The 24,882-nt window shown below is 27.6% G+C and carries 20 protein-coding genes; 17 read left to right on the top strand and 3 right to left on the bottom strand.

Annotation, left to right across the window (positions count from 1 at the left end; genetic code table 11):
- Positions 1-769: 769 nt before the first annotated feature.
- A complete protein-coding gene (gene hcp / locus ACPKM0_RS04985; RefSeq protein WP_472473890.1) occupies positions 770-2,413 on the bottom strand; it encodes a hydroxylamine reductase in 1,644 nt (547 codons plus the stop codon).
- 199 nt (positions 2,414-2,612) lie between these two features.
- Here hcp and ACPKM0_RS04990 point away from each other — a divergent pair, with 199 nt between their 5' ends.
- From ACPKM0_RS04990 to ACPKM0_RS05070, 17 genes are all read left to right on the top strand, one after another.
- Positions 2,613-4,202: a hypothetical protein gene (locus tag ACPKM0_RS04990; RefSeq protein WP_472473892.1), complete on the top strand. Its 1,590-nt coding sequence runs from the start codon at positions 2,613-2,615 to the stop codon at positions 4,200-4,202.
- The gene (gene ispG, locus ACPKM0_RS04995; RefSeq protein ID WP_472473894.1) at positions 4,199-5,239 is read left to right on the top strand and encodes a (E)-4-hydroxy-3-methylbut-2-enyl-diphosphate synthase; all 1,041 of its coding nucleotides are present in this window, start codon (positions 4,199-4,201) and stop codon (positions 5,237-5,239) included. Before ACPKM0_RS04990 ends, ispG begins: the two co-directional genes overlap by 4 nt.
- Positions 5,229-8,066, top strand: a complete 2,838-nt coding sequence (uvrA, locus tag ACPKM0_RS05000; protein ID WP_472473896.1) for an excinuclease ABC subunit UvrA — start codon at positions 5,229-5,231, stop codon at positions 8,064-8,066. The genes ispG and uvrA overlap by 11 nt, the downstream gene beginning before the upstream one ends.
- Positions 8,067-8,069: 3 nt before the next feature.
- Positions 8,070-11,162, top strand: a complete 3,093-nt coding sequence (locus tag ACPKM0_RS05005) for a hypothetical protein (RefSeq protein WP_472473898.1) — start codon at positions 8,070-8,072, stop codon at positions 11,160-11,162.
- Positions 11,149-12,153, top strand: a complete 1,005-nt coding sequence (locus ACPKM0_RS05010) for a PhoH family protein (RefSeq protein WP_472473900.1) — start codon at positions 11,149-11,151, stop codon at positions 12,151-12,153. Before ACPKM0_RS05005 ends, ACPKM0_RS05010 begins: the two co-directional genes overlap by 14 nt.
- Entirely contained in the window at positions 12,146-14,392 is a 2,247-nt protein-coding gene (locus ACPKM0_RS05015) for an HDIG domain-containing metalloprotein (protein ID WP_472473902.1), read from the top strand. Before ACPKM0_RS05010 ends, ACPKM0_RS05015 begins: the two co-directional genes overlap by 8 nt.
- Positions 14,393-14,447: 55 nt before the next feature.
- Positions 14,448-14,918: an rRNA maturation RNase YbeY gene (gene ybeY, locus ACPKM0_RS05020; RefSeq protein WP_472473904.1), complete on the top strand. Its 471-nt coding sequence runs from the start codon at positions 14,448-14,450 to the stop codon at positions 14,916-14,918.
- A 1-nt stretch (position 14,919) separates the two neighbouring features.
- Positions 14,920-15,684, top strand: coding sequence for a hemolysin family protein (locus ACPKM0_RS05025; protein ID WP_472473906.1), 765 nt, complete (start codon positions 14,920-14,922; stop codon positions 15,682-15,684).
- A 281-nt stretch (positions 15,685-15,965) separates the two neighbouring features.
- Positions 15,966-16,970, top strand: coding sequence for a type I glyceraldehyde-3-phosphate dehydrogenase (gap, locus tag ACPKM0_RS05030; protein ID WP_472473908.1), 1,005 nt, complete (start codon positions 15,966-15,968; stop codon positions 16,968-16,970).
- Between the two features lie 74 nt (positions 16,971-17,044).
- Positions 17,045-18,223 carry a phosphoglycerate kinase gene (locus tag ACPKM0_RS05035; RefSeq protein WP_472473910.1) on the top strand — a complete coding sequence of 393 codons (1,179 nt, stop codon included), beginning with the start codon at positions 17,045-17,047 and terminating at the stop codon, positions 18,221-18,223.
- Between the two features lie 17 nt (positions 18,224-18,240).
- Complete coding sequence (gene tpiA / locus ACPKM0_RS05040; protein ID WP_472473912.1) at positions 18,241-18,993, top strand: triose-phosphate isomerase; 753 nt, start codon at positions 18,241-18,243, stop codon at positions 18,991-18,993.
- Between the two features lie 42 nt (positions 18,994-19,035).
- Positions 19,036-19,329, top strand: coding sequence for a preprotein translocase subunit SecG (gene secG / locus ACPKM0_RS05045; protein ID WP_472473914.1), 294 nt, complete (start codon positions 19,036-19,038; stop codon positions 19,327-19,329).
- A 76-nt stretch (positions 19,330-19,405) separates the two neighbouring features.
- Positions 19,406-19,822, top strand: a complete 417-nt coding sequence (locus tag ACPKM0_RS05050; RefSeq protein ID WP_472473916.1) for a flavodoxin family protein — start codon at positions 19,406-19,408, stop codon at positions 19,820-19,822.
- A 12-nt stretch (positions 19,823-19,834) separates the two neighbouring features.
- Complete coding sequence (locus ACPKM0_RS05055) at positions 19,835-20,896, top strand: peptidylprolyl isomerase (protein WP_472473917.1); 1,062 nt, start codon at positions 19,835-19,837, stop codon at positions 20,894-20,896.
- A gap of 140 nt (positions 20,897-21,036) precedes the next feature.
- Positions 21,037-21,477, top strand: a complete 441-nt coding sequence (gene nusB / locus ACPKM0_RS05060) for a transcription antitermination factor NusB (protein WP_472473918.1) — start codon at positions 21,037-21,039, stop codon at positions 21,475-21,477.
- Positions 21,474-22,238, top strand: a complete 765-nt coding sequence (gene map, locus ACPKM0_RS05065) for a type I methionyl aminopeptidase (RefSeq protein ID WP_472473920.1) — start codon at positions 21,474-21,476, stop codon at positions 22,236-22,238. Before nusB ends, map begins: the two co-directional genes overlap by 4 nt.
- Positions 22,239-22,248: 10 nt before the next feature.
- Complete coding sequence (locus ACPKM0_RS05070) at positions 22,249-22,869, top strand: phosphoribosyltransferase (protein WP_472473922.1); 621 nt, start codon at positions 22,249-22,251, stop codon at positions 22,867-22,869.
- Positions 22,870-22,966: 97 nt separating this feature from the next.
- On the opposite strand, the gene ACPKM0_RS05075 is transcribed toward ACPKM0_RS05070, so the two are convergent.
- Positions 22,967-24,136, bottom strand: a complete 1,170-nt coding sequence (locus ACPKM0_RS05075) for a hypothetical protein (protein ID WP_472473924.1) — start codon at positions 24,134-24,136, stop codon at positions 22,967-22,969.
- A gap of 2 nt (positions 24,137-24,138) precedes the next feature.
- Positions 24,139-24,744: a hypothetical protein gene (locus ACPKM0_RS05080; RefSeq protein ID WP_472473926.1), complete on the bottom strand. Its 606-nt coding sequence runs from the start codon at positions 24,742-24,744 to the stop codon at positions 24,139-24,141.
- Positions 24,745-24,882: the final 138 nt, after the last annotated feature.

Here is a 24,882-nt window from a genome sequence, read left to right on the forward strand (position 1 = left end):
ACAAAAATAAACAGTCTTAATTTAGGCTGTTTATTTTTGTGTTAATTATAACTTAATATAATCAAAGAAAATAAATTAATATTTTTTAATTAAAAGTTATCCTTTATATCAAATAAATGTATATAAAACATTAAATATAGATTTAATAATAAATATAAGAACAAAGAATTTTATTAAAATAGGATAGGGGAAAGAAAAATATATGATTTGTAAGTGTCTAAAACTTTTAGTAAAATGATAATACTAATAATTTTTATCTCTACAAGGAATTATATTTATTTTTTGATCTATTAAGTTGAAAAGTGAATCTCATTAATGAAAAGAGTTGGTAAAAAATTATATATGATTTGTAAGTGTCTAAAACTTTTAGTAAAATGATAATACTAATAAGTTTTGTATATACAAGGAATTATATTTATTTTTTGATCTATTAAGTTAAAAATTGAATTTTAATAATGAAAAGAGTTGGTAAAAAATTATATATGATTTGTAAGTGTCTAAAACTTTTAGTAAAATGATAATACTAATAAGTTTTGTTTATACAAGGAATTAGGTTTATTTATTGATTAAGTTAGTTGAAAATTGAATCTAAAAAAATGTTGTATTATTCTTAAATTAAATATATTGAAATTCTATTGATTTAATTTATTTATAATTACAATCTAGTTTGAAAAACATTTGCTTTTATCTCTATAGATTAAATAAAAAAGGATTGACTTCTTTTATTAAGAAATCAATCCTTTTTATTTTATATTTTTAATATAAGTATTTAGTTAAAGAATAAATCAATATCATCTTCTACAGTGCCAATACCAGCAATGTTAAAATTATCAACTAATACTTGAGTTACGTTAGGAGATAAGAAAGCAGGTAGAGTTGGTCCTAAGTGAATATTTTTTACACCTAAGTATAATAAAGCTAATAATACAATAACAGCTTTTTGTTCGTACCATGCAATATTATAAACAATAGGTAAATCATTAATATCATCTAAGTTAAATACTTCTTTTAACTTTAAAGCAATTAATGCTAATGAATAAGAATCATTACATTGACCAGCATCTAATACTCTAGGAACTCCACCGATATCACCTAAATTTAATTTATTATATTTAAATTTAGCACAACCTGCTGTTAAGATTACAGCATCTTTAGGAAGAGCCTTTGCAAAATCTGTGTAGTAATTTCTACTTTTTGCTCTACCATCACAACCTGCCATAACTACAAATTTCTTAATAGCACCAGATTTTACTGCATCTACAACTGTATCAGCTAATTTAAATACTTGATCGTGTGCAAAGCCACCTACAATCTCACCTGTTTCAAGTTCTGTTGGAGGATCACATTTTTTTGCTTGTTCAATTATTTCACTAAAATCTTTAGTAGTAGCAAATTCGCCTTCAATATGTTTAACACCACCAAAACCAGCAGCACCTGTTGTATAAATTCTATCAACATATGAACCTTTAGGAGGTACAATACAGTTAGTAGTCATTAAGATAGGACCATTAAATTTTTCAAATTCTTCTTTTTGTTTCCACCATGCATTACCATAGTTACCAACAAGATTGTCATATTTCTTTAATTCTGGATAATAGTGAGCTGGAAGCATTTCACCGTGAGTATATACATCAACACCAGTACCTTGAGTTTGTTTTAGAAGTTCTTCAATATCTCCTAAATCGTGACCAGATACTAAAATACCAGGACGATTTTTTACTCCTAGATTAACTTTAGTGATTTCAGGATTACCATAAGTTTCTGTATTTGCAGAATCTAATAATGCCATTCCATCAACACCAAACTTACCAGTTTCTAAAGTTAAGGCAACTAATTCATCAACACTTAATGAATTATCTAATAATTTTGCCATTGCACTTTGCATAAAGATATCAACATCTTCATTTTCATGACCTAATGCATTAGCATGTTTTACATAAGCTGCTAAACCTTTTAAACCATAAGTGATTAATTCTCTTAAACTTCTAATATCTTCATTTTTAGTAGCTAATACACCAACTTCATCGCTTTTTGCTTTAACATCCATTTCTTCATTAGAAGAAACTGCGAAAGTAGCTGCATCGCTTAAGTTGTTTTTCTCTGTTAAATCTTTTACTAAAGAATTTCTAAAATTAATAGTTTCTGCAACTCTTGAATAAAATACGTCATCATCAAAATTAGCATTAGTGATTGTTGTAAATAAATTAATACTAATGTAATGATTGATAATTTTATCTACACTTTTACCTTCACTTCTTAATTTTGTTGTTACTTCACTTAAACCTTTTGTTGCATAAATTAATAAATCTTGTAGACCTGCAGTTGTAGAAGTTTTTCCACATACGCCTTTTTTTGTACAACCTGTACAACCGATAGTTTCTTGACACTGATAACAAAACATATCAAAATCCATAATTTTTTTCTCCTAATATTTATTAGATATTAATATAATATACTAAATAAGAAGATGTTTACGTTGCAAATACAACGAAAGTAAAGAAAATAATATAGAATAATTAAAAAGCTAAAAATAGTATTTATAATTAATATCTGTTATAATTGTATCATAGATAATGAAAAATATCTAAAAACTCTTTTTATTAGGAATATTAATGGAAAAGTGTAAAAAAATGTTTAGCTTATTTAATAAGAGAATTAAATTACTTTACCAAAATGGGTATACAAAATATCAGATTCTTAATGAACTGAAAGATTTTTATAATCTGCAAGATAAAGATATTTCAACAATAGATAATTCAAATAATATATTTGATAAACAATCGAAGCTTCAATTAGATAGAAAAATAGGTCAACATTTTTCAAAAGTAATTTATGTAAATGAAGCATTTGATGATAAATTTATAGAAATTAATGAGATTTGTAATAAAGTTAAATTTGATAAGCTATTAGAGTTTCAAATATTAGATGAAATGTTAGATAATCCTCGATTATCATTTACTAAAGATATAACACTCTCAAGTGCAATATCTATTTATGAAAAGCCTTTTAATGGAAAACCTATTAGTAAAAAAAATTATTTAGATTTAATAGCAGAAATAGGTAAGGACTGTAAAAATAGTAAAGAAGAGAATAATTTTGATGATAATTTATTATTATTTGAAAATGCTTTTAAGTATTTAGATTATTCAATTATAGAAATTAAAAATCGAATAGAAATATATCAAGAATTAACTCTTTTATTAGACAAAATTGCACAAATCTATGATTTTTCTGATGATGTATTAATTAAGTATTTCAACTTGTTTAGTGTTAACTTTTTAAAAGATTTAATTCAAATTAGTGATTATAATTATATACATGAAGTAATGAGAACTATATATTCTAATGTTTCATATAATACTTTTATTAATATTTTACCCATATTTTTAGAAAATTTCCCATTAGAATCAATTAATGATATTATAAATTGTTTTTATCAAGATGTTTTTATAAATAGCAGTGAAAAGTTCAGTGCTATATTAAATATAATTATTAGTAATAGTGGGAATAAGAGTTTGTTTTTAGAGAATTTAAATTCTCGAGATTTAATTAGTGACTTTGAAAAAGACTTATCAACTTTAGAATTTTCAATCAATTTTGAGGATATAAATAGTATTAATTATTATTTTGAGAAGATTAAATTAGATAAAGAATACAATTTATATTATGATATATTAGAAGATTTAAGAATAATAGTTAAAAATTTTGATAGAATAGAAAGACTACAGAAGAAAATTAATAATATAAATGAAAATAATTATAAAGAATTATTAATTGAAGTAGAACAATTAAATTATTTTAACAGAAAAGTTTATTCATGTTGTTTAAATAGAGTTTGCTATAATTTTTTAGATAAAAAAGAGTTTAACTTTTATTACTTATTATTATTAATTAATCTTGATTTAAAAGAAAAAGCAACAATATATTTTTATAACAATATTAAATATATTAATTATGAAAAAGCAGATGAATTATTTATTTATGCTAATATGTTCTTTGTATTAAATTATTTCAATTTTGCTTGTGAAATATTAATTAATTTAGAAAAATATATTAAACTTAATAAATCTAATAAAACATTGTCATTATATTCATATATTATTATAGAATTAGATTTAATAAATGAATTATTTATTTCAATTTCTAATAATAAAAAAATTGATGAAATATTAAATGAAATAGATATGAAGGAAATAATATGATTATAGATAGAATAGCAACTGTAAAAGATATAAAAATTGGGAAAGGTTATCCTATATCCATTCAAACAATGTATGATAGTCCTATTCCTTCTTCTACTAAAGAGTTAGATGAACTTTTAAAGAGAATGAATAATCTAAAGTTAATGGGTTGTGATATTATGAGATTTTCATACCCAAGTGATAATGATAGAAAAGCTTTTACATATTTAAATCAAAAGTCAAATATGCCATTAGTTGCGGATATACACTTTGATTTTAAATTAGCAATTGCTGCCTTAGAGTGCGGTTTTAGTAAAATTAGGATTAATCCTGGTAATATTGGAGCTAGATGGAAAGTTGATGAGGTTGTAAGAGCTGCTAAAGATCATGGTGCTGCTATTAGAATTGGATTAAACAGTGGATCTCTTCCTAAAGGAATAGGAGATCATACTTCTATTATGGTTGATAATGCTTTAAAATATATAGAATGGTTTGAAGAATTAGATTTTTACAATACTGTTGTATCTTTAAAATCAACAAATCTAGAAGAAACTAGAATTTCTAATGAACTTTTTGCACAAAAAAGTAATTATCCTTTACACATTGGTGTTACTGAAGCAGGTTCAGTTGTTTCATCTGTAGCTCGTTCAACTTGGGTTTTAGGTAATTTATTGAAACAAGATATCGGGAATACTATGAGGATATCAATTACTGGTGAAATTGAAGATGAAGTATTTGCAGGAGTTGAAATATTAAGAACTTTAGGGTTAAGAGAAAAAGGAATTAGGATAGTTAGCTGTCCACGTTGTGGTAGAAATTCTTTTGATTCTATTGGTTTTTTAAGAAGTGTTGAATCTGATTTATTAACTATAAACAAAGATATTAGTGTTGCAATTATGGGATGCCAAGTTAATGGACCTGGAGAAGCTAAAGAAGCTGATTTTGCTATAACTGGAATCGGGAAGAAAGTATTTTTGTATAAAAAAGGTAAATTAAGTTTAGAAGTTGATGTTAATGATGCTAAAAAAGCATTGTTAGAGGCGATTAATGGGGAATAATAAATTAATAATAAAAGGTGCTAGTGAGCATAATTTAAAATCAATAGATTTAACATTAGAAAAAGAGAAACTGATTGTAATAAGTGGTTTAAGTGGTAGTGGCAAAAGTTCTTTAGCTTTTGACACTATTTTTGCAGAAGGGCAGAGAAGATATGTAGAAAGTTTATCTGCTTATGCTAGACAATTTTTAGGGAGACTAGAGAAACCTCAGGTAGATTATATAGAAGGGCTATCTCCATCTATTGCTATTGAACAAAAATCAACTAGTAATAATCCAAGGTCTATAGTTGGAACAATAACAGAAATATATGATTACTATAGATTATTATGGGCAAGGGTAGGTATACCATATTGCCCTAAATGTGGTAGAGAAATAACTGAAATGAGCATTGACCAAATAATTAGTGCTATATTTCACTATGAAATAAATACCAAACTAATTATTAGTGCTCCTATTGCAAGAGGAAGAAAAGGCGAATATAAGAAAGTTTTTGAAGATGCACGAAATTCAGGTTTTCAAAGAGCTAAAATTGATAATAAAATGTGCTTTTTAGAAGATGTTGATCAACTTGATAAGAATTATAAACATGATATTGATATTGTAGTAGATAGATTAGTTTTAAAAAAAGAAAATAGATCTAGACTATCTGATTCTTTAGAAACTGCAATCGAAATGACAAATGGTTTAGTAAAAGTAACATATCTAGTTGAAGAAGATGGTGTAAAAAAAGAACACGAAGAGATATATTCACAAAAGAATAGTTGTCCACATTGTGGAATAACTTTTGCAGATTTAGAACCTAGATTATTTTCATTCAATAATCCTTATGGCGCATGTCCAACCTGTAAAGGGATTGGAATAGTTAGCGAATTTGATATCGATTTGATAATACCAAACTCAAATTTAAGTATTAATGAACATGCTATTAAAACACATAACCCTGAAGCTAATTGGAATAAATCAATGTTTTTAGCATTGTCTAAAAAATTGAACTTTTCTCTTGATACACCAATAAACAAATTACCAAAAAAAATCTATGATATTTTATTATATGGTTATAATAAAAAAATAATGGTTACATACAATAATGGTATAGATGGGGAGCAAACTTTTAGTCGTAAATATGAAGGGATAATAAACGAATTACAGAGAAGATATTATCAAACAGGTAGTATGAATATGAAATCTTGGTATGATTCATATAAATCTCATAAAACCTGTCCCACTTGTAAGGGGCATAGATTAAAAGAAGAAGCTCTTCATGTTTTAGTCGGTGATAAAAATATAATGGAAGTAACTTCGTATTCTATAAAAGATAGTATAATCTTTTTTAAAAACTTAAAGTTTAATGAAACTAAACAAAAGATTTCTCAAGAAATATTAAAAGAGATTAATAATAGACTTTCTTTTTTAGATAATGTTGGATTATCTTATCTAACTTTAGATAGAAATAGTGGAACATTAAGTGGTGGTGAAGCTCAAAGAATAAGATTAGCAACCCAAATTGGATCTGCATTAACTGGAGTTATGTATGTTTTAGATGAGCCATCCATTGGTTTGCATCAAAAAGATAATGAGAAGTTAATTAATTCTTTAAAAAAACTAAGAGATATAGGTAATACTTTAATAGTTGTTGAGCATGATGAAGCAACAATTAGGGAAGCTGATTATGTTGTAGATTTGGGGCCTGGTGCTGGAGTTCATGGTGGAGAAATTATAGCAGAAGGTACACCTAAAGAGATTGAAGAAAATCCATTATCAATAACTGGCCAATTTTTATCTAAGACACAAGAGATTTTAGTACCTAAAGAAAGACGTAAAGGAAATGGTAATAAAATAAGAGTTGAAGGGGCTAGCAAGAATAACTTATTAAGTATTGATGTTGATATACCACTTGGAAAATTAGTTGTAATTACTGGTGTTTCAGGAAGTGGTAAATCTACTTTATTAAATGAAGTTGTGGCTCCTGCACTTAGAAGAACTTTAAGTGGAAAGGGACATAAATATGATGGATATACTAAAATAAGTGGTTTTGAAAATATTGATAAACTAATTAATATTGATCAAAGTCCTATTGGAAGGACTCCTAGATCAAATCCAGCAACTTATGTTGGTGCTTTTACACCGATTAGAGAGTTGTTTGCATCTTTACCAGAATCTAAAGCTAGAGGTTATAAAAGTGGAAGATTTTCATTTAATGTGAGTGGAGGAAGATGCGAAAATTGTAATGGTGATGGTAAATTAAAAATAGAAATGCACTTTTTGCCTGATGTATATGTTAAATGTGATGTTTGTCATGGTAAAAGGTATAATAAAGAGACTTTAGCTATAAGATATAAGGGGAAAAACATTTACGATGTTTTAGATATGACTGTTGAAGAAGCTAAAGAGTTCTTTAAACCTTTTAATAAGATAAGAAGAAAATTAGACACATTAGATAGTGTAGGTCTTGGTTATTTAAAGCTTGGACAAAGTGCCCTAACTTTAAGTGGTGGTGAAGCTCAAAGAGTTAAATTATCACTAGAGCTTTCTAAAACAAATACAGGAAAGACTTTATACATACTAGATGAACCAACTACAGGTCTTCATTTTGCTGATGTTAAATTATTAGTAGATGTAATAAATAGACTAGTAGAAAATGGAAATACTGTTATTTTAATTGAACATAATTTAGATGTAATTAAAGCTGCAGATTATATAATTGATTTAGGTCCTGATGGTGGAGATGGTGGTGGAATGGTTGTCGCTACAGGAACTCCTGAAGAAGTTGCTAAAAATGAGAAATCATATACTGGGCAGTTTCTTAAAGATGTGTTGAAGAATTAGATTATGAAAAAAATATTAGCTTTTCTATCTATAATATTTATTTTTATTCAAAGTATATTAGCTACTAATTTAGCAGTTATATCACTTTCTGATGCAAGTGATGATGAGTTAGCTATGATGTGTGAAATAAGAGGTCTTGAAAGTAATCTTTCAAGATCAGAGATGATTTCACAATTAGAAAAGTTATTTATTGATGAATTTGGACAAGCTAGTGAAGAATTAGATATAAAAACAATTGAAAACTCTTTATCATTTACAATAAAAAATGCAAATACTTTAAAACTAATAAATGATAATAATTCAATTATTATTTTAGAAGGCAATGTTGAATTACTTTTTCAAGAAAAAGATGAAAGAAATAATACCATATATGCACAGAAAGTAATTATTGATAAAGAGAATACCAAATTAGTTGCTTTAATTAATGTATCATATGAGAGTGATCAATCTACAATAGGTTCCTTTTCCCAAGAAATTTATGGTGATATTATATCTTATGATTGGGATAAAGAAAAATTAATTGTAAATAGTGGGAGTATAACAACAGAGAAAGAAAATAGTGAAGGAGAAGCTGTAACCTTTTATGCTACATCTTCTACTATGAATATAGATACAGTTAACAGCTCTTTAGTTTTAAATGATGGTTTTATTTCTACAAATCAAAATACTGCTTACTTTTCTATTTCTGCAAAGAAAATTGCGATTCTAAATCATGGAGACATGTATTTTGAGGATGCCAAAATATCATTAGGCAGAATTGATGTACTGTATCTACCATATTTTTATTCTCCTGGTGCGACAATGCTAGGTAACCCTGCAATAGGTTATGAGTCTTCAAGAGGTGCTTTTGTTAATACTACTTTTGAAATTTTTGGATCATATCCAAATTTTTCATCAACAAGTTCTAATAGTTTTAATACATTTTTAGAAAGTGATGAAAATTCAAATGATTATGTTGATGGCCCTATTTATAGTGAGAGTGAAACTGAAGATGATTTAGAATTATGGGCAAAGAAAACAAGTAGTTATTTTGCCTTAATGTTAGACTCTTATGAAAATAATCCATATGCTATTGAAGATGAAGATAATGGTAGTGTTGCTCTATCCTATGCTACTGAATTGAACTTAATAAATAATTCTCTAAAAATACAATCAACTGCAATAACATCTATTGCAAGTGATGGAGTTGATGTTATTGATGATTCTTCTGATTATCCAATATTTAGATATGATATTGATTTTAAAACAACATTTGATTTTGAAAATGGAGAGATAGAGTTTTATATTCCTTTAATATCAGACCCTCAAGTTATGAAAACTTATGGCAATAGATTATCAACCTTTTCTATAGATGCTTTGTGGGATACAGATCAAACTTTTCCAACAACTTATAGTTCTGATATCAGTGATTATACAATGTATCTTACAGGTGAATATACATATACACCTAAAACTCTAAATTCTATTATTTCTGAAATTAAGATAAATGAAATAACTGTAGAAGTAGATTATGAATGGACAAGTGAAGATGATGTATATTCTTATTATATAGATGAAGTCACATTACCCGATATTGATTTTGATATGTCTGGCACCTTAATAGATATAAGTAATGAAAATATAGTAGATAATGAAAAAGATAATACAAGTGAAGAGGGAAAAGAAGATGATGGGGATGATACTTCATTATTAGATAATTTGTATGCTTCAACATATTCAACTAATGATGAGGATATAGATCCTTCTAGTTTTAGTATTGAATATGATTTAGACAATGATTTTTCTTCAACTTATGATAGTGATGATAATAAAGATATATATAATCAAACAACCTTAGATTTTGATATAGAAGGGAATTTAGAACCAGATATAATAGCCATTGATTCTGAATTAGAATTTGAATATATATATGATGAAGAAGATGATGATAGTGATTATGAAATAGAAACATCAGTTGATTTAGAAACTTCAAATATAATTTCATTTGAAAAAATAAACCTAAATTATTATTTTGATGCAATTTTATACGAATATGAATACACAGAAGATTCTGATGAAAGTTCAACAGAAATTACAGAATTTGAATTTAGTGAAGATTGTATAACAAAACATGAAATAGAGTTAATTGATACTTATGAAATTTATGATTTAGAAATAAGTCCTTCAATCAGCTTAGATTTGCCTCCATTAGATTGGGCACTAAAACCTTCAATCTTATTTGAAATTGATGATTTTTCAAATCAAACAACATTAACATTTGATATTTCATCTTCTTCTTTTGATTTTACTGAAATCGATAATGAATTAGAGTTTAAAATTGATAATGTAAGTTTTGATTTTGATATTAATTATGATGTTGAAGAGAGTGAAACCTCTACAAGAGTTATTGATCCATTAGAGCTTGATACAAGTATTGTTTATTATAATAAAGATAAAAATCAATATTTTTCACATACTAATAAATATTATGGCTTGTATGATGATAGTGATAATGATTATTTTAGTAAATTTAACTTTACATATAAAAACTCATATTTGATGACAAAATTAAATTTTTATAGTGAAGATGATACTTTAACTTTGGACTATCTAAAAAATACGATTTCATTCGAAAATTTAGAAAAATATTGGTGGAAAAACCGAATCGGATTAAATATTGATTTAGATATGACATTTAATTATAGTTATTCAGATATTTATTCTACTTATTTTAGTTTAGAAACTTCAATCTCTTATAGAATTGCAGAATTCTTACAAATAGATTTTAATGTAGAAACATCTAATTATAGTTTTTACCAATATTATGATGATGATGGAGTATTTAGTTTTAGTGATATGTTTAGTGATTTAATTAGTAGTTTTGATTTTATTAATGGAGGAGTTTATTCTACTCAATTTAATTTAGAAAGTATATCATTAGATATAACTCATATGATGGAAGATTGGGATTTACATTGCACATATGAGGGATCCGTTGTATTATCTAGTTATACTTATCAATGGGTTCCTAGTGTATCAGTTTACCTACAATGGAAGGCATTACCTGAGTTAACCGTTGATCAAAGTTTTTCTAACGATGGAGATGGTTGGGAATAAAATCATAGATGGACAAAAGATGGTAAAAAATATAGTAGTAGATGATTTATCAAAATTAAGAGTTATTTGTGGAGTTAATGATAGAAATTTAACATATATAGAAATATTGTTAGGAATAGAGATATTAACAAAAGGTAATTCATTATTTGTCGAAGATTTTGATGAAAAAAAATTAATAATTTTTGAAGCATTAATAAAAAAATTAGAATCATTAATAGTAAATAATAATCAAGAGATTAGTGAAAATGAAATCTTTATGGAATATCAAAGTTTAATTAATTCTCCAAGTATTGAAGACTTAGTTGAAGAAGGTTCATTGTTTGATGATTATAATTATATAAGTGTTAATAATAAAACTATTTTTTCTAAATCAATAAATCAGAGTAAGATGATAAAATCTATGTTTGAAAATCAAATTACATTTGCAATTGGTCCAGCTGGAACAGGGAAAACTTTTTTAGCAATTGCTTATGCACTTTCACAAATTACTAGTGGTAAAAAACAAAAGATAATTTTAAGTAGACCGGTAGTTGAAGCAGGAGAAAATTTAGGATTTCTTCCTGGAACTTTGAGTGAAAAATTGAATCCTTATGTTAGACCATTATATGATGCAATGGAATGGATGTTACCACCGTCTATTATAGAAAAGTTAGAATCCAATAAAGTGATAGAAATAGCACCTTTAGCATATATGCGGGGTAGATCATTACACAATAGTATAATTATTTTAGACGAAGCACAAAATACTAGTATTGAACAGATGAAAATGTTTTTAACTAGGATAGGTGAAAATTCGAAATCAATCATCACTGGAGATATTACACAAATTGATTTACCAAGAAATCATAAAAGTGGTTTAGTTCATGCGAATAATATTCTCCAAAATATAAGTGGACTAGATTTTGTTAATTTTTCTTCAAAAGATGTTGTAAGAGCTAAAATTGTTCAAAAAATAATTGATGCTTATAGTAAGGATAGTAATAGTGAGTAAGAAAAATCCAATTTTTCGTAACATAAAAGTAAAAGACAATGAATTTAATGTTAAAACAATAGTGGGCTTTAGTTTTTTATTTATATTAATTGTTGTTATATTAATCATCATGCCTTATGTAGTTTCAGGTAATTTAATAGGTTCTCATATTAGTTCTGATTCTTTGCAGGTTAAACAATTAGCCCCTGAAGATTTGTATGTAAAGAGAAGCTTTGAATATATAGATGTTGATAGAACACTTGAAAAAAAAGAAGCAGCTTTAGAGAAAGTGTATCCAATCTTTACTTATGATTTATCTAAAACTTATGGGATATTAGATAAAGTTGAAAACTTTACTTATAATATTCAAGAAGATGATATACAAGGGATGATTGATAATTTATCATCTTTAACTACAGAAGAGAAAGAGACTTTTAAAAATTATTATTTACAACTTAATAATAGTCAAAAAAGCATGTTATCTTCTTGGGTCTTTGAAATAAGTAGAAAAATCCTCAAATCAGGATATTTTAATAAAGACGAATTGGATTTGGTTATTGATGAGAATGAAAATAAGATATCTATATTAGGTGTATTATCAGATGGATTTAACATTGAGCAAATAAATATTTCGAATGTTTATGTGATTGAGAATTTAGTCAAAGAGAATAATCTAGTAAATATAATTAATGATAATATAAAAAATAGTAGTATTGTAAGTTCTATTCCAATTAAAATATTATATCTTTCAATTCAAGGTTTATTAGAACCTAATGTTCATTATGATTTATTATTAAGTGAAAAAGCAAAAGAAACCGCAGTTAATAATGTTAAAAATGTAACAGTATTTGTTCCAGCTAATACTAGAGTTTTAACAAAAGATTCAATTATTTCTGAGTCTGATTTAGAATTATTAAAGCAGGTTGAAGATCATAATGCTATCTTTTCTAATATTCAAATTTTTGCAAGGGTAATATTAATATTACTAATAACTATGTTTTCTTTATATTGGTTTTTATCTAGAACAGCATATACTTTTAGACGTGTACAATTTACTTATATATATTTAATAGTAATGAGTTTAACTTTAGTTTTCTCTGTTTTTATAACTAGATATTTCTCTAATTGTGAAATTAGAGTATTATCTCCCTTTCTACCAGTTTTATTTGGTACTTTCTTCTTAAAAAATACTACAAATAAAAAACGGTTTGGTTTTTTATTTACAATACAATATGCTCTTTACTCGACACTTTTCCCAGGTTCAACATTTTTTACGTTTTTTTATTTATCGGCAATAGGTGTTAGTTTTTTATATATCATACAATATAATAGTGATAGGATTTCTAGGATAATTAGTATATTTAAAGGTTGTGTAATTGCTATATTTATGACATTTATTTCTTATGCTATTCAAGGTTATCCATTTAGTGATTTATATTTATCAATTTCAATTGTATTAATTAATATTTTATTATGTTTTGTTTTAGAAAGATTTTTTCTACCCTTCGTTGATAATAAATTAAATATTCCAACTATATTTAGATTAGATGAACTTGGAAGAACCGATAATAAATTATTGCAAAGATTAAAAGCTAATGCTCAAGGTACTTATACTCATAGTGTAAATGTAGCAGATTTAGCTTATGAAGCTGCAAAAACAATAGGTGTTAATGCTGATTTATGTAAAGTAGCAGCGTTATATCATGATGTTGGTAAATTAGAACACCCTGAATATTTTACAGAGAATCAAGATGATAATTATAATAAACATGATGAATTAACTCCATCAATGAGTGGTTCTATAATTAGATCTCATGTAAAATTAGGAGTTGATTTATGTAAGGATGAAGGACTTCCTAAAGAGCTTATTGATATAATAAGTGAACATCACGGTAATGATGTTATTCAATATTTTTACAATGAGGCCGTAAAAGACAGTGAAAAAAATTATAATCGTGTAGAATTATTAGATTATACTTATAATGGAAATCCTCCAAGATCTAAAGAAAGTGCAATTGTGATGATTGCTGATAGTGTAGAAGCTGCTTCTCATTCACAAAAAACAAGTGCTCAAAAAGTTGGAAGATTAATTGAGACTATAGTGAATCAAAAACTAGATAGAGGTCAGTTAAATTCTAGCCATTTAGATTTAACTGAATTAGTACAAATTGAGAAAGCATTAGAGCAATCATTAGTTGGTAAACTTCATACAAGAGTTAAGTATCAAAATGATGCTGAAAAAACAAATAATAAAGAATAGTAATTGACTAATACCTATAGAATTATTAATAATTAAGAAGAGATAAAAATAGAAAATGAATAATATAATTGATATAGAATATAATTTAAAAAATTACGAAGAAGAAGCACCTATTCCATTAGTCGAGAAAATGGTTAATGATGTCCTATCTTATTTCTCAAAAACTAACGTTGAATTGTCAATTTCTTTTGTAAGTGATGATGAAATTCAAGAATTAAATAAAGTTTGGCGCAACAAAGATATGCCAACAGATATTTTATCTTTTGTTCAAGCTGATAATGTAGAAGAAATCGAATTTTGGCCATCTGTAGAAAATGATTCTACAGTTTTAGGTGATTTGATTATTTCTTTAGAAGCAATTAAACGAAATTGCATAAATTTTAACGTGCAATTTGATGAAGAATTAGATAGAATATTAATTCATGGTGTTTTGCATCTATTAGGATATGATCATAAAACAAATGATAGTTTAGAACCTATGTTATTATTACAAGAAAAAATTTTATCTAATATTAGGGAGCAATAAATTGGGGTTTTTTAACGAATTATTCAAAAAAAAGGATAATCAAAAAGAAGAATTAACCCAGGAGGCCGAGCGGGCTGAGCGGGAAACAATGATTAAGGGTATTGGGGAACTTGATGACATGACTGTTAAAGAAGTTATGGTTCCTCGTGTTGATGTAACTTTTGTAGATAGTGAAATTAAGTTGGAAGATTTTTATGACATTATTGCAAGAGATGGTTATTCAAGATATCCCGTTTCTGAAGATAATACTGATAACGTTATTGGTGTTTTATATACTAAAGATTTATTAACAAAAGATATTAAAAATAATTTTAATGTTAAAGAATTAATGCGTGAAGCTTTCTTTGTTCCAGATAGCAAACATTTAGATGATTTACTTAGAGAATTTAAGTTAAAAAAAATCCATATTGCTGTAGCTGTTGATGAATATGGTGGTGTTTCTGGTATTGTTTGTCTTGAAGATATTTTAGAAGTTATTGTTGGTGAAATCCAAGATGAATTCGATGAAGAAGAAGAAGAAATTAAACAAATTAATGAATCTCAATATTTGGTAGATGCAAGAGCTAGTATTGAAGATGTAAATGAACTTTTAAAATTAGATCTTGAGGATGAAGATTTTGAAACAATCGGTGGTTTAGTTTTTGAAAATTTTGGTAGAATCCCTGAAGATGGAGAAAGTATCGAAATTGAAGAAAATATATTTAAAGTTGAACAAATCGATGGACATAAAATTGAGAAGATTTTAATTTCTTTAAAACAAAATTAATAAATTTTTTTAATTGTTTTATAAACTTTATACACTTAAATTATTGTGAGTTATATAATTTCTTTTTATGTTCTTTTTTGAATATTAATTAGTAAAATTAGAATATAAAAATAATAAATTAGATATATTTTTATTTTTATGATAAATGATGTGTTGCGATTTGTTGCATTGTTGTCTTTTTTAACTAATTTATGCTTTTTTTCTGTTACTTCGTTGACCAATTTTGCAGATATTAGTATTATCTAGTCTATAAACTAACAATAAAATCTGGAGGATTTTCCATGAAGATTGCAATTAACGGTTTTGGTAGAATTGGACGTAACGTTTTTAAAATTGCTTCCAAGAACCCAAGTATTGAAATTGTCGGAATTAACGACTTAACTGACCCAAAAACTTTAGCTCACTTACTAAAGTACGATTCAACTTATGGTGTATATGACCATGAAGTAAAAGCTGGTGAACAATCAATTAGTGTTGACGGCAAAGAAATTCGTATTTATAAAGAACGTGATCCTAAAAATTTACCTTGGGGTGAATTAGAAGTTGACGTTGTAATTGAATCAACAGGTGTATTTAGAACTGCTGAAGGCCCAAGAGGCGGTTATAAAGATCATATCGTAGCTGGTGCAAAAAAAGTAATTTTAACTGTTCCTGCAAAAGATGAAATTGACCAAACTATTGTTTGTGGTGTTAATGATGATGAATTAGATTTAAACAACACTGCTTTCTCTAATGCTTCTTGTACAACTAACTGTTTAGCTCCATTAGCAAAAGTATTAAATGACTCATTCGGTATTGAAAAAGGTTTAATGACAACTATTCACTCATACACAAATGACCAAGTTATGTTAGACCAACCACACCCAGACCTACGTCGTGCAAGAGCTGGTGCTGTTTCAATCATTCCTACTACTACTGGTGCTGCTAAAGCTGTTGCAAAAGTAATTCCAGAATTAGATGGTAAATTAAACGGTTTAGCAATGCGTGTTCCTACTCCTACTGGTTCTTTAGTAGACTTAGTTGTTGAATTAGAAAAAGATTGTACTGTAGAAGAATTAAACGCTGCTGTTAAAGCTGCTGCTGATGGTCCTTTAAAAGGTATCTTAGAATACACAGAAGATCCAATCGTATCACACGATATCGTTGCTAACAATCACTCATCAATCTTTGATGCATTATTAACTATGAAAATGGGCGAAAAAATGTTTAAAGTAATGAGCTGGTATGACAATGAAATGGGTTATTCAACACGTGTTGTTGATTTAGCTCTTAAACTAGCTAAATAGTTTTAATTTCCCTAACACGGAGATAGCCTGCCTGTCATTATGCTAGGGCAGGCTTATTTTTTGAGGAGTAAAAAATGGTATTAAATACAATTAGAGATGCTAATTTAGATAATAAGAAAGTAGTTATTCGTGTAGATTTTAATGTACCTATCAAAGATGGTGTAGTAACAGATGATACTCGTATAAAAGCTGCTTTACCTACAATAAAATATTTATTAGAACAAGGTGCTACTCTTGTAGTAATGAGCCACAGAGGACGTCCTAAAGGTGAAAAGAAACCAGAATTTTCTATGGCTCCAATTGCAAAACGTTTTAGTGAATTATTAGAAAAAGAAGTTAAATTAGCTCCAGATGTTATTGGTAGTGAAGTTGAAGCTATGGTAGCTTCTCTTAATAAAGGTGAAGTTTTATTATTAGAAAACTGTAGATATTATAATGAAGAAACAAATAATGATGCAGATTTTGCAAAGAAATTAGCTTCATATGGTGATCTTTTTGTTAATGATGCATTTGGTACAGCTCACAGAGCTCATGCTTCAACAGAAGGTGTTTCTCATTTCTTACCTTCTTTTGCAGGTTTCTTAATTGAAAAAGAAGTTAAATACATGGGACCTTTATTAACTAATCCTGAAAAACCATTCGTTGCAATTATTGGTGGTTCTAAAGTTTCATCTAAAATTACAGTTTTAGAAAGCTTAGTAAACACTTGTGATACTATCGTAATTGGTGGTGGTATGGCTTATACATTCTTACAAGTTAAAGGTCATACAATTGGTAAAAGTTTATTAGAAGAAGATTATATCGAAACAGCAAAAAGTTTCTTATTAAAAGCTGAAGAAAAAGGTGTAAAAGTTATTTTACCTGTTGACCATGTTTGTGGCGCTTCTTTCAGTGAAGATGCTGAAGCTGTTGCAGTAGATAATGCTTCTATTGAAGGTGATCTAATCGGTATGGATATTGGTCCAAAGACAATTGAAGCTATTGTTAGTGAATTAAAAGTAGCTAAGAGTGTTGTTTGGAATGGTCCAATGGGTGTATTCGAATTTGATGCATTTAGTAAAGGAACATTAGAAGTTGCAAAAACATTAGCAGAATGTGATGGTATTACAGTTGTTGGTGGTGGTGATAGTGTTGCTGCTATTAATAAATTTGATTTAGCAAGTAAAATTAGCCACGTTTCAACAGGTGGTGGTGCTTCTTTAGAATTCTTAGAAGGTAAAACTCTTCCTGGAATTAAAGCTTTAGAAAAATAAAAGAGAGGAAATATATTATGAGAACCCCTTATATCGCAGGTAACTGGAAAATGAATTTAACTCCAAGTGAAGGTGTTAAATTAGCAAAAGAATTAGCTGAAGCAACAAAAGGTTGTAGTGCAAAAGTTATGGTAGCTCCAAACTTTGTTACTATTCCTGGTGTTATGGAAGTATTAAAAGATACTCATATCTTAGTTGCAGCTCAAAATATGAATGATAACGTAAAAGGTGCATTCACAGGTGAAGTTTCACCAGCTATGTTAAAAGATTTAGGAATTACTAATGTAATTTTAGGCCATAGTGAAAGAAGAGCAATTTATGGTGAAAGTGATGAATTAATCAACAAAAAAGTTCTATTAGCTTTAGCTGAAGGTATGGATGTTGATTTATGTATCGGTGAAACTTTAGAAGAAAGAGAAAGTGGTAAACTAGAAGAAGTATTAACTAGACAAGTTACAGAAGGTTTAAAAAATGTTTCAAAAGAAATGATGAGTCATATTACTTTAGCTTATGAACCTGTTTGGGCAATTGGTACTGGTAAAACAGCTACTCCTGAAGATGCAGACAGTGCTCATGCTTTTGTTAGAAGCATTATTGAAAAACTTTTTGATAAAACTGTTGCAGAAGATACAATAATACAGTATGGTGGTTCAGTAAAGGCAGCAAATGTTAAAGAATTAATGTCTAAAGAAAACATTGACGGAGCATTAGTTGGTGGTGCTTCACTTTCTGTAGAACAATTCTTACCTATTGTTTGTTTTGATAAGTAATTTTTCGGAGTAGAAAATATGGGTGTTTTAAACGTTATTCTGATGGTACTTTTTATCATCGTGAGTATTTTATTAGTATTTATTGTAGCAATTCAAGATGAACAAAGCGACGGTTTAGGCGGCGTATTTGGATCAGCGGCACAAAGTTCTTTTGGTTCTTATACAAGTCGTGTTGTAACTAAAGTTACAGCTATTTTAGGCGGAGTTTTCTTGGTTTTAGCACTATGCATCGCACTAGTTAATAAAGCTCCATCTGACTCAAATTTACTAGATTCAGTTGAAACTGAACAAGTTCAACAATCAGAATCATGGTGGACAGATGCACCTGCTGAATAAAGTGTTACATTACTAATACAGATAACCGATCGCCAACCGTGCGATCGGTTTCTACTTAAAAGTGAGGACAAAAATTATGAAAGTATGTGTTTTATATGCAGCAAAATCAAATAATACAAATCATATAAAAAATATAGCAAACGCAATTGCAAAAGGCATCGAACAGCAAAATCATATAGTTGATGTATTTGATATGAAACTTGAAGAAGGTAAAGTTGTTTCATATTATGATTACATTATTGTAGGTGCTGAAGGTATAAGTTCTTTTGGTGGGAGTATCCCTAAATTAGTTGATAGTTTTTTATCAAGAGCTGGTGCAATTTCTGGAAAAAGATGTATGGCTTTTGTGTGTAAACCTGGTTTAAGAAGTAATAAAACTTTGCAAGCATTGATGAAAGTTATGGAAGGGCAAGGGATGTATTTAAAAACTAGTGATATCATAAAAAAAGAACAACAAGCAACCGCAATTGGTAAAAGAATACATATTAAATAGGAGTCCTCAATTATGCAAACTAAAAAAATCATAGCATCATTAGCATGTTTATTAATAAGTGTAAATACTATTTTTGCTGCAGTTCCACTAGGAAAACCTGCTGCAATTGTAAAATTTAATGGTCAAACTTTCCCAATAACAGAAACTGAATTAAATACACAAGTTGAAAGTGTAGTTGCTATGTATAAAGCCCAAGGTCAAAATCTTAATGCATCTGATATTAAAATCAAAGTATTAGATTCTATGATAGATAATATTTTATTAGAAGCTGGAGCCGCTAGAGATGGTGTTGTTATAAGTGATAGTCAATTAAATCAGCTATTCTTACAACAAAAATATTCAATTGAACAACAAGCTGGTAGATCTTTTAGTGATAGTGAATTTGAACAAATTATTTCTCAACAAGTTGGTTCTGTCGATGAATATAAAGAATATCTAAAGTCACAATCAGTAATTAATCAATATTTATTATTAAAAAAAGGTAATAAATTTACAGGTGATAGCGCTCTTCCAACAGAAGATGAAATTAATGGTTATTATAGAGCAAATAAGAGTAGTTTAATTAATCCTGAATGTGTAAATATTGGACAAATTTTTGTTCCATTCAGTGATAATGATACAAATAATTCTAATGAAACATTGTTAAAGAAAGTAGCTGCTGATTTAAAATCATATAAAATATCTTGGAATAATGCTGTTTCAAAATATAATGAAGATGTATCTAATACAAAAAGTGATGGTGATATTGGTTGGTTAACTCAAGATGATGATCAAAATATTAAAACAGTTTTAGGATTAGAGTATTTTAATACTGCATTTGATTTAGATGTTGGTAAAACTTCTGATTTGATTATTACATCTCAAGGCTATCATATAATAAAAGTAAAACAACATTTAGATGCAAAATTCTTAGATTTAGATGATCCAATTAGTCCAGCTGACAGTACTACAGTTAGAGAATATATTACAGAGTCATTAGCAAACCAAAAGACTCAAATTCTAGCAGAGAATGCATTAATTGAATTATCACAAGATTTACGAGAAGATGCAACAATCACTTATTTAACAAAGTAAAATATACTTTAGTTGATTTAATCTCTAGCAGAAATGCTAGAGATTTTTTTATTTTTATAACATTTATGGATTGTAAGAGTTTCCATCATTTGTTACTATAAATACAATATATTTTAAGATTTTTAGTTATAAGGAATATTATGAAAACAAGACATAGAGCTCGTGAATTAGTATTACAATCATTGTATGAAATGGATATCAGAAATAATTTATCACTTGATAATATTGAAAATGATTATTTCCCTTGTTTAACACAAGCGGAGATTGATGATTTAGAAGAAGAAGTTAAAATTTATGCTTCTTTTCTTTTAAGAGGAACTCTATCTGAGATTGAAGAAATAGATAAATCAATTTCTGAATTTTCTTTTAATAGACCTTTAAGTAAAATCGATATAGTCGATAGAAATATATTACGTCTAAGTATATTTAGCTTACTTCAAAATGAAGTACATCCACATATTATTATTGATGAGGCTGTAAAGTTATCTAAAGATTTTTCTAGTGAAGTTAATTACAAATTCATCAATGGGATTTTAGATGCATTCCAAAAGAAGTATAAATTGGAGGCAAAATTCAATTGATTACTATCAAAAGTGAAAAACAAATTGAAGGAATTAGGAAAAGTTGCAAAGAATTAGGCAAACTTTTAGATATTTTAGAATCTGGATTTATTAAAGAGGGCATGAGTACTAAAGATATAGATGACTTTTGTTATGACTATATCATTAATTTAGGAGGTACTCCTGCTTTTTTAAATTATGGTGGATTTCCTGCTACTGCATGTATAAGTGTAAATGATGTGGTTATTCATGGTATACCTAAAAAATCACATAAATTAAAAAAAGGTGATTTGGTTTCTGTGGATTTAGGAATAAATCTTAATGGGTATATTTCAGATAGTGCACGTACAATCCCTGTAGGTGGCACAACATCAGCAGAAAATGAGAAATTATGTCAAGTAACTCGTGAATGTCTTGCTTTAGGGATAAAAGCTGCTAGTAAGAAAAATGCTAGAGTTAGTGATATAGGAAGAGCTGTATATAATCATGCAACAAAAAATGGTTATGGCGTTGTAAAAGATTATTGTGGTCATGGGGTAGGTTTAGAATTACATGAAGCTCCTGAAATTCCTAATTATGTATCACATTTATCACCTAATCCTAGATTAAGAGCTGGAATGGTAATTGCTATTGAGCCAATGATTAATATGGGGACTGGAAAGATTAGAGATAATTTTGAAGATGGTTGGACTGTAAAAACTGCTGACGGAAAACCATCAGCTCATTTTGAACATACAATAGTAATTACTAAAGATGGCGCAGAAATATTAACAAAGGCTTAGAGGAGAATTAATGAGTAAAGAATTCGTTAAAACAGATGATATTAGAGATGCAGCTTTAAAGCTTGTTCATAAAATGTATACACAAGATGGTTTTGTGCCAGATATTATTTATGCTTCCCTTCGTGGTGGTGCTTATATGGCAAATGTAATGAGTGAATATTATAAGATGGTAAGATTAAAAAATAATCAACGTCCTGTTTTTTATGCAGCTGTTGTTGCTAGATCTTATGGGTATCTTAGAACTCAATCAAAAGTAATTGTTGATGGTTGGACATATTCTCCTAATTATTTAAGAACTGGAGATAAAATTTTAATTATTGATGATATTTTTGATACAGGAAAAACTGTAAATGAATTAACTAATGTTGTTATGAGTAAAGGTATACCACGTGAAGATATTAAAGTAGCAGTATTTGACTATAAAGTTTTTGAAAATACTGATAAAGATCCATTACCAATTCAACCAGATTATTATTGCAGAAAGCATGTTATAGCTAAACCAGAAGATGAAGTATGGATACACTATAATTGTCATGAATTTATTGGCTTAAGCAGTGAAGAAATTGATTCACAATTTGAAGATGCTGAAGTAAGAGATATTTTACATGAAGTTCGTGGTGATAATGTATAATTATTAATTTAGGTCCCTAATTTATTTTAGGGCTTTTAATTTGAGATAAAAAAAATGAGATGCAAAAGCATCTCATTTTTATTTTATAAACTATTTACTAATCATCCATAGTTAAATCAGCATTAATTTCATTAGTGTAATTAGAGTTATCACTATCATCATCTTCTAAAATTGTAGCATCTTCAATTATCATAGTGTAATAACCGTTAGTATTTGTTCCAAGATAGAATACATATTCATTAATTGAATTGCTTACTTCTTTATAATAAACAATATCTGAAGTATTTGTAATAATGTTTGCAAAACCTTCACTTAATACTGTAAGACCGGAATCTGTATCAGTATCAGTTAAATCATATAACATTACATAATTAGAATCATCTGCTAATAATAAGAAATCTTCATCCTCAAAATACATATATGGAGTTAAATTATCAAACTCATATGAATCGTCAGATGCATCATAATAAGTGGTAACTGTTGTATCTTCAGTTTTTGGGTTATTTATATAAATTAAATCAGCATCACTTAAAACAGCATAATAATTAGTACCATCAGTTACAGCTGCAACAATTTTTGAATCTTGATCACTTTTAAAATTAGTAGTTGAATTATCTGTATCATCTAAGAAATAATAGTCATAAGTTGCTTCATCTTCACTATCATCATAATCAACTGTTTGAATAATCATATCTTCCCCCATAGGGATAGAAATAGCTAAGCTACTAGAATCTGGTATGTTAGTATTAGTTGCGGTTGAATCTGTGATTGCAGCTGTATCTGATAATTTTTGATAGTAATAATAATCGTCAATTATAGCTGATACATAACCGTTAGAGTAGAGAGTAAGTAATTCTCCGTCTTCTTCAAAACTAATTTCAGTTGGTGTTGGAGAAGCATCATCTGGATTAAAATAATAAAGAACCTTTTCTGTGTAATCATCTTTATCAAGACAAATGAAATAAATTTTTGAATCAGCATAATAAAGATTTTCAATGTTTAAATAATTTGAAGTATCTAATATTAATTCTCTAGAATTTGTATCATCATCATCACTATCATTATCTGTTGATAAATAAATACCGTCACTTTCTAATGAATATAGATTATCATTATCTTTAGCTGTTATTGCATTCATTTCATATTCAGTTTCTTCTTCTGAATTAACAATGTTTGATAAAATTCCGCTACTTGCATCAGTATCACAAGAAATAAGAAAAACTAAAGTTAATAAGCTAATTAATATATATTTGATTTTATTGTTCATATTTAATTCCTATATGTTAAAGATATTGTAGCAGGTGAATATGCTAAGATTCCATTATCTTCAGTTAAATCACTAGTGTAATTGATTTGAGGTACTGCATAGAAGCCTCCACTTAATCCAACACCCCAATTTTGGTCAAAATAATATGTTGTATTAAGTTTTAAAGTAGTAATTAGTGATGCTAAAGTTTGATCATCTCTGGTATTAAAAGATATTCCTAAACCATTAGTTATTGAGAAATCCCAAGTACCGTTTTGAATTGGAGTGTATGTGTGAGTAGCTAAAATAGGGACATTAGAATATAAAACATCACCATTGTCATAGTGAAAATCATATCCAACTTCTATACCTAGACTGCTTGTTTCATTATAGAAGAAATCGAAGTTGACAGAACCATATCCTCCAATATCTAAAACATCTAAACCAGAGTACCAATTAGATGTATGAGAAGTATCTGTAGTAGTAAAAAAATAGATAAAATCTGGAATACTTGGCCCAACATTAAAGGTTACTTTTTGATCTCCTTTTTGATAGAAAGTATCAGATGCAAAAATACTTGTCGAAAAAAGAGCTAATATAGCAACTAAGCATAAAAATTTATGTTTCATATATACCTCAAAAAATTATATTGTCAAAAATTATATCAATTAAGAATGCAAAATGTTACATAATTTATTCAATTGATAAATCATATATAGTAAAACATTTTTAATAATATTAAGCAATAATTAAACTATGTTCTTTTT

It is taken from the genome of Pleomorphochaeta sp., from assembly GCF_050031695.1.
Classification (GTDB): domain Bacteria; phylum Spirochaetota; class Spirochaetia; order Sphaerochaetales; family Sphaerochaetaceae; genus Pleomorphochaeta.